The following is a 10,367-nucleotide window of genomic DNA, read 5'->3' as shown; positions in this document are numbered from 1 at the left end:
CCCAACCCCCGGCCCGGAGAGCCGGCGCGTCCGCAGCGACACGCGGCACACCGACACCCAACCCGAGCGGACAAAACGGTCAGCCGAAACGGACTACGAGGGAGCGAAACCCTCTGATGGATCGAGGCTGGCAGTAACCAGAAGCAGGTCCGCCGGGCTGACATGCAACCGAGCGAGCGTTATCAGCGGCAGAACAGTGCATGTACTGGTTGATCAAAGTAGGGGCGACATGCCAGCATTGGCGCGTATTCGGCATCCCGATGAGGGACCGCTCGGTACAGCGCGAGCCTGCACGGCGAATGAGTGAACCACAACGTCCATGTAGCGAGGTCGCAGAAGAGCGAACTGTGCTTCGGTTAGGCGCCGTGCGCGGACGATCACGGCGTGGCCGCCGCCGCTCGGAGCCAACTGCACACTTTACAAGATCTGCCCCGCAACAGCGGGGGGAGACGTTGTCGCACGGCCCACCGTGTTGTGTGCGCCAGCCCGCGACGTCAACGGCCAGGGCCCAAACAATTACGCACCAGCGTTACCACGATCGCAAACCGTCCCAGGCTCGCGATGTGTCACCATGGACGTGTGCCTTCCTCAACGCCTGTCGGCGCGATCTTCTTCGACGTTGACGGGACACTTGTTCCCAATACAAGTTCGTCCGCCTACCTTGCTGGATTCATGGGCCACCAGGAGGAAGTCAACCGAGTGGAACGAGACTATGCAAATGGCATTCTAACAAATCAGCAAGTCTCGGCTGTAGACGCCGCCGGATGGGCAGGACAAACGCATTCCAATGTTATGAGGTGGCTCACCGGGCTTCCCCTGGTTGACGGGATCTCCGATGTTGTCGAATGGTCCAAGCAGCGTCGACTCGAGCCAATCCTGGCAACGCTTGCATGGGAGCCCGTTGGAAAATACCTCGCGAGTCGGTTTGGCTTCCACTCGTACTGCGGATCACAGCTTGAGATCGTTGACGGTGCGTATACAGGCAACGTCATCGGCAGTTTCGACGAATATGACAAGCTCAACTTCGCCATAAGGCAGGCCGAGCTCCTGGGATTCCCCATCGGCCACTGCGCGGCGATAGGCGACAGTCGTTCTGACCTTCCGCTGTTCGAGGCAGTTGGGCTCAGTGTGGCATTCAATGCCTCCGAGGGGGTCAGGCGTAAGGCATCAGCAACTGCAACGGGACCAGACATTAGGGCGGTCATACCTAGCCTCGCATCCCATTTTGCCAGAACATAGTATGGACCCGAAGGCGAAGGGCTATCAATCCGCACTACCGATGGCCAACGTTTGTATATCGTGCTCGAGTTTAACCGCAGCAGACTCTCGTCCCTGAGCACGATAAAGAGTATGCGCATCTTGCCAGCATCGGCGAGCATCTTCTGGCATTCCTAGTGCCAGGTATACTCTACCCATTCTATGTAAACTGTTGGCCTCTTCGTAATCGCGTCCGATTCTCCGAAATATGTCTAAGGCCGATGTATAGTAAGCGAGCGCCTGGTCATGACTGCCCGTCATGTGAAGTATGTATGCCAGGCTGTCGAGGGTATTAGCCTCGCCATCAAAATCGTGATGCTCGCGATGTAAGGCGAGAGCCGTCGAACAGTCCATTGCTGCCTGAGCAAAGTCGCCCAAAAGGGCCCGATACCAGCCAATAAGATTTAGCGCATCCGCCTGCCATGTAGGAACCAGACAGTCGCGATAGTTTTCGAGTGCACGAAGCGCGTGATGTAGCGCCTTTGGATAGTTTCCCTGAAGTTCGCGAACTCGCGCAAGCGCTCGATGAACGTGACCCTTGCTAAGCCGGTCGTCGAGTGCAGCGGCAATTTCAAGCGAACGGTCAAGCAAATTAAGAGCGAGGTCATTCTCGCCAATTCGGGAATAGGCGACACCGAGCCGGCGACATGCGAGTGCCTCATCCATACTAGAACGCCTTCGTGTTGCGGCGTCCAGGCCGATCTTCCATGCGAGCACTTGGTCTTGAAGGTGGCCCATTCTGTGATTGAATGTGTCTAGCGACCAAGCAATTTTCCATGCATAATCAACGAAATTTCGCTCCATCGCGACATTCAGCGCGGTCATGAGGGGAAGGTGTTGAGCCCTAAGCCATTCAAGCGCTTCTGCCTCGCTGCCGAGTCTTTCAACTGCGACACCAGGACGAGGTTTTCCCATCTCAATCTCTAGGCGCGCGGGGTGCAGCAGGCGATCGCAGGCAAATGCAGTGCGCGCATGGTGGTCGAGCAGCCTAGCTAGTGCAGGCTCGCGAATTTCTGATGAAAGCACGTCGAAAAGGGAGCGCGCATATAGATGAACCAAATCATGCATGCGCCATCTGCCCGGGGAAACGGCGTTCAATAGAGAGGCGTTCTCCAGACTCCTTAAGATCAAACGGGTATCGTTCGCTGAGAGTGCCGCGACGCTTGCGGCGGCCGATTCGCTAGTATCAGAACTGGGGGTAGCCCCCAGTAGTGCGAACATATCGGCTTCCTGCTTATTTAGAGACCTGGACGACCAAGAAAGCACGGCAGATAAATCGTTGGTCGAGTCCCCATAACTCAATTCTTCAAGTCTCGTTTTAGCGTCGCTCAGTCCCGACGACAGCGCGGCGATAGGGAAATCCAAATGGTCGCTAATTCTTCCAGCCGCAATCGCCAGGGCCAATGGAAAACCTTGACAGGACTGCAGGACTTCTGTGGTGGCGTCTAGTTCTAGGTCCAAGCGCTTCGAACCGATCCTTCTAGCAAGGAGCTGATAAGAACAATCCCTGTCGAGGGGACCGAGCGCCAAACGATTTTTACCGAAACCTGCGGTAGCTAGATCGGGCAGGCGGTCTCTACTGGTAACCACAACGACACACTGGGGACCAGTCGGCAATAGGTAGTTCAGTTGCGCCGCATCGCGCGCATTGTCCAGGAATACCAGCAGCCGCTTGTCCGCAACCAAACTGCGGTATAAGCCGACCTTTGCATTTAGATCCTGAGGGATGAAGCTGGACAAGACGCCAAACGCTCCGATGAAGCCATTGAGTACAACGCTCGGTTGAAGAGCATATCCGCCGGGCGTGAATCCATTAAGATCGACAAATAGCTGCCCATCCGGAAATTGGTCGAGATGGCGCTTTGACCAACGCAGCCCAAGCCAAGTCTTGCCGATCCCGCCAGGCCCCACAATTAGGATCGCCCGAGCGCAATCGCTTGCCGTCCCATAGATGCCCGTCATGGTTGCCAGTTCGGCATCTCGGCCAACAAATAAATCGGGCAACATAGGTAGCTGCCGAGGCGTCAACTGTCGTCCAGGAGCTCCATCGCCGTGTCCGCGAACGGGTCCCATCTCATTCGGCGCTTGATTCGGAACAGGTGGCGCATGCCGGGCCAGGTCCCACCATCGCAGCCAAGCCTGCTCATCTAGCAGATCGGGCGGAACGGTCTGCGCATCAGACCGACCTCGCACACGCTCAACCAAGACGCGTACGAGGAGTCTTAGAACAACGGCGGAACGCGGTACACCGCGTGCGAGCCGCCAGTCGCTGATTCTGCGGTCAGTCACCTTCCAGTCCTGGCCTACGGGGCGCCTGGCCATTACTCGGTTGGCGACCTGAGCGTACGAGAGGTTGGCGAGATCAAGAAGTGTTCCGAGTCGCGCAGCAAACTCTCGACGCACATCACTGGGAAGATCGTCCATGACGTGGTCCCCGTTCGCGCATATCCGGACCGGACCGGACCGGACCGGCCCCGGGGAATCAGACTACGCCTGCGATCAGCAGTTTGAACTGGTCCCACCATCCGGAGGCTCTGATCATTAGCCGAGCGATGCTCCGATTGATCTATCAGTCCCAACAGCGAGAGGTACGAAATGGGAGCTCTCTTCACATTGGTCGGGTACCTGGCCATGATCCTTGCCCTTGCATCACAACTTGCGACCCTGGGTGCCAGCTTCATCCGATCGTGGAGCGCCGTCGTTGCCGCAGTTCGGGAAGCGCGTAACCTCAGTTGGATGTTGCCCCATTGTCCGTGTCGACAATCGTGCCTTCGCCGCCACGAGCAATAGCCACTACGGGGTCGCCCGCGCACCGCCTCCGCACCAGTGAAAACAGCATGAAGACCGGGTCTAGGCATCGGCCGAGACCCGGTCTGTTCGCTTGCCCAGCGGACTCGTGGCGGTGGTTAGCCGCATCGGTCGTCGAGCTTGCCCGACGGACTGCATCAAATTGATTCAGAGATCAAGAGCGTGCACTGCAATTGGCAAAATGCGCACGCGCGCATTCAACAGGCCCGATTTTGGCCAGGCACTCAACTCTGCCGCAAAGTCGGCGACAGTCGATGTTGACGAGATTCTAAGCCTCGATCCACCGACGCGGTTGATGTCGGATGCGAGTTGATCGTTTCGAGAATGGCGATTCGGTGGGCGTGCGGGAGTCGCCGATCACGTGATCGGTTTTCTCCGGGGTGGTTGTGCGGGGTGGTGGATCGGGGTTGTGGCTTGTGGTCGGGCCGCCTGAATTCGGCTGGTTCAGCCCTGTTCAGCCGGGGGTGGTCTGGACGGCCGTGAAGAGGTTGTCGAACGCCGTCTGCCAGGGCCAGTGCTGGGGTAGGTGCAGGTGGATGGTGCGGGCCCGGTGCGCGATCCGCGCGGCGACGTTGATGATCCGGGTCCGGATCGTGGCGGGCCGGGCCGCTGCGTGAGGACCGGCGGCGAGGTGCCCGGCGGCGCGGGTCAGGTTGTGGGCGATCGCGGCGCAGGTCAGCCAGGCGTCGTTCGCGCTGAACTTCCCGGAGGGCAGGTGCGCCAGAGGCCCGGCGATCAGATCGGCGTTGACCTGCTCGATGATCGCGTGGCCGCGGTGCTGCGATTCGGCCTGCACGAGGGTGAACGGCGAGTCGGTGAACACGGCGTGATACCGGTAGGTCGGTACGAGTTCTTCCTGGCCGGGGATCTGGGTCGGGTCGTCGCGGTGGATCCGGCGAACGATCAGCCGGGCAGTCACGGCATGGCGGGTGCCGGCGAACGCCGTGTAGACGGTTTCGGCGATCTGCGCGTCGGAGATCCACCTGCCGGTGTCTTCGTCGAAGATGGCCTGCGGGTACTTGATGCAGGTCCACTGATCCTCGGCGATGCTGTCGCACGCGGCGCGGATCTTCGCGTCGATGCGGGTGGTGACCGAGAACCGGACCTTGTGCCTGCGGCAGGCGCTGATGACGGTCTTGGCGTAGAACGCGGAGTCGGCCCGGACCACGATCTCGCCGCTCGCGCCGCACGTGCGGGCGATACTGATCGCTTCGGCGATCATGCTGGCCGCGCCGCGGGCGGAGCCGGCGTTACCCGAGCGCAGTCTCGTGGCGGCGATCACCGGCGCGGACAGTGGTGTGGACAGTGTCGCGATCAGCGGGTTGTAGCCGCGTAGCCAGACGTTGTAGCCGCCGACCTTGGCATGGCCGAACCCGATGCCCTGCTTGCGTTTGCCGTAGACCCGCCGCAGCATCGAGTCGATGTCGACAAAGCACAGTGTGTCGGCGCCAGCCAGCAGCGGTGCCCGGCCGGCCAGCCCGATCACGGTGTCCCGAGCGGCAGCCTGCAACTGCCGCACGTGCCCGTGGGTGAACATACGCAAGAACGACCCGAGCGTCGACGGGGCGTACACGCCGGTGAACAACGAGCGCATACCGCCGTGTCGGGCGATGTCCAGGTCGTCGATGCTGTCCGCGCCGGCGAGCATTCCCGCGACGATCGTGGCGATCTTGCCTGCCGGGTTCGCGCCCTTGTCCGTCGGCAACCGCACGCGATCAGCGACGGCGTCGTGCAGCCCGGCCTGCTGGGCCAAGCGCATCACCGGCACCAGCCCGGCACACGACACGAGATTCGGGTCATCGAACGTCGCGCGTACTACCGGCGCGTCATGGCGTAATCTCACCTGCGAGGTGCCCTCTCGAACCGAATGATAGAAGCGTCAGAACTCCTATCTTCCCAGTTCAGAGGGCACTTTCTATATCGGCACGCCGCCACCCATCAACATTCATCGGTGGATCGAGGCTCAGTATCCCGCTTCCAGGCAGTTATCTTGCAGTTAGCCTTTTCCAGGAAGAAGACTTGCAGACTAGCGCTGGCCACAAACCCGCCGATTGAGCAGTTCTCGCCAATTGTTCGACCATATAGCGGAAAGTACTCCTTTCTGAGTCCAGCCGTAGTGACCGCCCTCAGGACGTCCGCGAAGTGCGCGTCAATCGCCTCGGAGTATGCCTTAATGTACTCCTCCGAGAAAACGAACAATCGACGTTCAATCTCGGCGTTATCCACTTCTGCCCTCGTTTCGCCGACGGACGTTGGCACGTGTGACAGCAGTACAGCAGAGAAGTACAGGAACCAACCACACCGCACCGTACGTCGGAAGACACGACCACCACGTCTGGCCTTGTTGGGAATCCTCAGCGACCGTCTCGCGTGAACTTGACACGGAAGAGGTCGGCAAGCCCGCTGTGCAGCAGCGAAGTACAGCAACCGATCCAACCGCACCAACCCGCGCGAAGCCACCGTAAGGCATCTGACCTCGTATCCCACTCGACCCAACCGAGTCGCCGTGACTCGATCGATCAAGGGTTTGCCGGGCCAGATCCGGTTTGTATGGCCGGAGAATGTGCCTGCCGGAGGCGGGGCCTCAGGGGCCTACTCGGGCTGCCGCTCGCGTTAGGACGAACTTGACGCGGGCCTCGGTCGTGAGGAAGCGGTCGCCAGTTTCGCGGCCGGTCTCAGTTGCGACGACCAAGGCTCCTACCGCGGACTGGGCGTCCTATCCGCCCACGAGTACGAGACGCGTCGCGCCGACGAATCCGGCGACCGGCTGGATCTGCCGGCATCCGGACAACCTCGTCGACCGCGACACCGAGCAGCTGCGGGAAATCCTGCGGCGCTGCCCCGAACTGGATGCCGCGGCTGGCCTGGTTCACTCCTTCGCCGACATGCTCACCCACCTGCACGGCGAGCGGCAGACCGCATGGATCACCGCAGCCGAACTGGCCGAGCTACCCGGCATCACCAAGTTCGCCACCGGCCTGACCGCCGACCTCGCGGCCGTCACCGCCGGCCTGAGCCTGCCCGACAGTTCCGGACCGGTCGACCGAATTATACCTCCTGGTCGGCAAGAGGGTTACGTGCCAACGAGCCTCAGTCGACCAAGGCTCCAACGCCGTCCTGATTGGCGGCAGATAATGCGCCTCCCATCGCTCGCACCGTGACGATGCGCGCGCAGTGCTGGTCAGCGACGGGGCGTAGCGGGTCCCACCAGCGGCCGTCCCCGAATTGGCGGACATAACCACGGACCGAACGGATCATCCCCCAGCGTCGGGCGAAGGACGTTGAAGGGGTGCGGGCGGCGTCAATGCGTCGCCCAGCCGCTGAGAATGAATGGCTGGCTCTCGCGGTACGCGCGAACGCACGCGGCCGTGTAGGGGTACGTGTTCGAGGGCAACAGGTCGGCCGGAAACCATTCGATCTTGGCGCATTTGTGCGGCTCGGCGTTGAAGGGTTCGCCGTGGCAGGCTGGATCGAAGGCCACCGCGAACGCCAGCCCGACGCGCGAGAGCCCTGCCGTGTTGCGGTGGTGCACGGCGGTGACCATCCGTGGCTCGGTTGGATCGAGGCGGATGCCGATCTCCTCGTGGGCCTCGCGGATGATGCCGCTGATGGCGTCTTCGCCGTGCTCGAGCTTCCCGGAGGGGAGATTCCATTGCCCGTCGGCGTAGCCGGTGCCTTCGCGCAGCGCCAAAAGGACATGATTTGCATGGGTGAGCAGGAGCAGCACGTCGACCGGGTGTGTCGGTGGGGCGGTCACGTGGGCAGAGGCTAGCCGGTCGCGTCCCTCAGTAGGGGATCGACCCGCCGCGCGATCCAGGCGACTCGCCCGGACGTGTCCTGCCCGGCCGGCACGGCGATCAGCGGCAGTCCGACCTCAGCGCAGGTCACGCGGACCGCTTCGGCTGTTTTGACTTGCAGGTGGGCGACCTTGGCGCGCATCGGGTCGGCGGGGTGGTCGAAGCGGTCCGGCAGGAAGAAGACGACATCGTAGGTGGCCGGCGCCCAGGTACGGCAGAACTCAGCCATGGCGTCGAGGACTGCCGCGTCAGGGCTGTCCGGCGCGTAGGTGAGGACCATTCGGGCGTAAGCGAGCACGTTGGCAACAGTCTTGTCGCAGATCAAGAGCTGGTGATGTCGCGCGGCGCGCAGTGTGGTCGACAGTTGCGCCGCGAACAGGTCCACTTCGCAGGCCAGATCGAAGGCGCCTTTGCCGTGGATGACGGTCTCTTCGATGAATGGGCTGGTGCGGGCGGGCTCTGCGGTGCAGTCGGCCAGCACGCCGCGTTCGCGGTAGTGGGCGGTCAGCGCGTGTACGACGGTGGTCTTTCCTGCGGCGTGAGTGCCCTCGATACCGACTACGAGGCAGTCTCGCACGCTCACTGTGCCGCCGGTGGCCGTTGCGGGAGGAGTGCGCGGAACGTCGGGTGGTCGAGCCATCCGACCTGGCCCGCCCACTGCTGGGCGAGGCTCGCGTTCACATTCAGCTGCTGCTGCCAGGCCAGCAGCCCAGCCGCGCGCATGGCCACGTACGCGGTGGACAGGCTGTGGCGCAGGTTGAGCACGGTCACTCTTTCGCGCGCCTGCGTGTCGCCGTGCTCGAGCCAGTCCCGGTGCAGTGCCGTCATTGACTTGCGGGCCAGCTCCGGTTGCGTGACGTCCAGGTGGAGCTCACCGCACACATCCACCAGCCGCCGGGACGTACCGGAGAGCAGGTGCCCGGCGTCAAACCGCGTGTCGATCACTCGCCCGGCGGGGTCGCTGCGCCGCTCGTGCCAGGCGCGGCGGGCCGCCGGTAGCGCCGGGGGGACGTTGCCCGCCGCGTTCGCGGTCAGGACTGCCAGGTCGCTGCACAGTTGGTGGCCGGCGATCAGATCAGCGCCGGCCACCGCGGCGCCGATGTCGCGGGCCGCTGCGTCCACCAGGTCCGGCCGCTCAGCGTCATGGTCGAGGTAGACGCTGGTGGACCAGAACGACAGCCCGGTGTTCACCTTTACGGTGCCGTCCGCGGCAGGTAGGGCCAGCCACACGATCGAGTAGCAGAAGGCTCGGTTGCCGTCCTTGATCCGGTAGTTCTTGCTCCATTCGACGTCCACGGACGCGATGAGCCGGGCGCCGGGCGGGCGGTCCGGCACCGTGCCCGGCCCGCCGAGATCGCTGATCACCTGCACGACCGCACCCCTCCCGCGACGGTTGTTGATGACCGAAGGCAGCCGCCGCCCACTCGCCAACCCCCGTGGGCAACGGCACCGACCCTAACGCCGTCCACCTGCGGTGGGCGGTGCCAGGGCCACCGGGTCCCTGAGTGGCACGCCCGTGTCGTGGGAAGGACACGCTGCGGTATCCGCGCCGGTGTTCAGCACGTCCCATCCGGCACGCTCGATCAGGGCGCCTACGCGAAACGTCTCCTCCCAGGTGTATCGCTGGGTGTGCACGGCAGCCGTGAGCCCGACAGCGAGGCAACGCGTCAGCGCCCGCCGGGCGACATCGGCCGCGCACGCAGGACAGTCGGGCATCCCCTCCGGGACCGGATCGATGGGCATGTCCAGCCGGACTCCGGTTTCGGCTGCCTCTACGGCGGTGTCGACCATGACCGCCGCACCTCGTTGCTTGACATCGCGTCGCGTCCACGCGGCCTCTACTTCTATCGCGCCGCGCAACGGCGTTGCGGACAGAGCGGTCATGCGGGTCAGGTCTCGGCTGAGCGCGTGCCCCGCGAGGATGACACCCAACCGACGTGCCCCGCTCAACTCCCGCTCAGTGACCGTCAGAAGATCCCGGACATGCGCCGGATCGTCGATCACGATCGCGCGGAAGCCGATCGACAATGTGTCCTCGCTGACCGCTTGGGCGGTGCCGTGCTTGCGGACACGCAGATAGACGAAGGATGAGGCGACCGGCAGCATGCCGCCGTCGGTCTCCGTCGTCCATTCCAAGGTGCAGGCGGTGAGCATGTCCCACTGCCGGCCGAAAGGGCGTTGCTCGGCCCCGAACGGTGTTTCCGGCCATTGCAGGTTCGTGTATTCACGCACTGTCTGGCCCTCTCGCAGGCGCCGCGTTGGCTGCGGTGCGGATGCTCTGGCCGAGGTACTTCGCGAAGTGGTTGTGCTTGAACCGGTACCGCTTCCAGATCTCCGATACCGGTTCCTCCAACAGGTTGCCCAGCGGTTCCAGCAGGCAGGGCCATTGCGTGTTCGGTGAGTGGATGTCTGAACTGGGGTTATGCGCGGCCGGTGACCTTTGTGGAGGCGGTCGGGGCGGGTGAGGTCCCCTAGGTGATCATGGGAGTTCTCACGCTTCCAGGA

General features: G+C 62.9%; 8 protein-coding genes. 2 read left to right on the top strand and 6 right to left on the bottom strand.

Annotated features, from left to right (window positions below):
* Positions 1 to 579 precede the first annotated feature (579 nt).
* Complete coding sequence (locus ACFQS1_RS39995; protein ID WP_378978212.1) at positions 580 to 1,239, top strand: HAD family hydrolase; 660 nt, start codon at positions 580 to 582, stop codon at positions 1,237 to 1,239.
* A 24-nt stretch (positions 1,240 to 1,263) separates the two neighbouring features.
* Here ACFQS1_RS39995 and ACFQS1_RS39990 read toward each other — a convergent pair whose 3' ends face one another.
* Positions 1,264 to 3,264, bottom strand: coding sequence for an ATP-binding protein (locus ACFQS1_RS39990; RefSeq protein WP_378978210.1), 2,001 nt, complete (start codon positions 3,262 to 3,264; stop codon positions 1,264 to 1,266).
* A 1,255-nt stretch (positions 3,265 to 4,519) separates the two neighbouring features.
* Complete coding sequence (locus ACFQS1_RS39985) at positions 4,520 to 5,908, bottom strand: IS1380 family transposase (protein WP_378978208.1); 1,389 nt, start codon at positions 5,906 to 5,908, stop codon at positions 4,520 to 4,522.
* A 799-nt stretch (positions 5,909 to 6,707) separates the two neighbouring features.
* Here ACFQS1_RS39985 and ACFQS1_RS39980 point away from each other — a divergent pair.
* Positions 6,708 to 7,226, top strand: coding sequence for a hypothetical protein (locus ACFQS1_RS39980; RefSeq protein WP_378978206.1), 519 nt, complete (start codon positions 6,708 to 6,710; stop codon positions 7,224 to 7,226).
* A gap of 140 nt (positions 7,227 to 7,366) precedes the next feature.
* Here the strand turns inward: ACFQS1_RS39980 and ACFQS1_RS39975 are convergent, their stop codons facing one another.
* The 4 genes from ACFQS1_RS39975 to ACFQS1_RS39960 form a co-directional block, all read right to left on the bottom strand.
* Entirely contained in the window at positions 7,367 to 7,822 is a 456-nt protein-coding gene (locus ACFQS1_RS39975) for an NUDIX domain-containing protein (protein WP_378978204.1), read from the bottom strand.
* 11 nt (positions 7,823 to 7,833) lie between these two features.
* Positions 7,834 to 8,445 carry an AAA family ATPase gene (locus tag ACFQS1_RS39970; RefSeq protein ID WP_378978202.1) on the bottom strand — a complete coding sequence of 204 codons (612 nt, stop codon included), beginning with the start codon at positions 8,443 to 8,445 and terminating at the stop codon, positions 7,834 to 7,836.
* Positions 8,442 to 9,233, bottom strand: a complete 792-nt coding sequence (locus ACFQS1_RS39965) for a hypothetical protein (protein WP_378978200.1) — start codon at positions 9,231 to 9,233, stop codon at positions 8,442 to 8,444. Before ACFQS1_RS39965 ends, ACFQS1_RS39970 begins: the two co-directional genes overlap by 4 nt.
* Before the next feature lie 84 nt (positions 9,234 to 9,317).
* Positions 9,318 to 10,094 (bottom strand): hypothetical protein, encoded by a 777-nt coding sequence (locus ACFQS1_RS39960; protein WP_378978198.1) that lies wholly within the window; start codon positions 10,092 to 10,094, stop codon positions 9,318 to 9,320.
* Positions 10,095 to 10,367 lie beyond the last annotated feature (273 nt).

Origin of the sequence: Paractinoplanes rhizophilus (genome assembly GCF_042664765.1) — a bacterium.
Classification (GTDB): Bacteria; Actinomycetota; Actinomycetes; order Mycobacteriales; family Micromonosporaceae; genus Actinoplanes; species Actinoplanes rhizophilus.
The sequence above is the reverse complement of the archived record's forward strand: the minus strand, read 5'-3'. Positions and strand labels throughout refer to the sequence as shown.

Excerpts from the sequence above, each read along its gene's own strand:
- ACFQS1_RS39990 (WP_378978210.1), bottom strand. The coding sequence starts at position 3,264 with ATGTTGCCCGATTTATTTGTTGGCCGAGATGCCGAACTGGCAACCATG.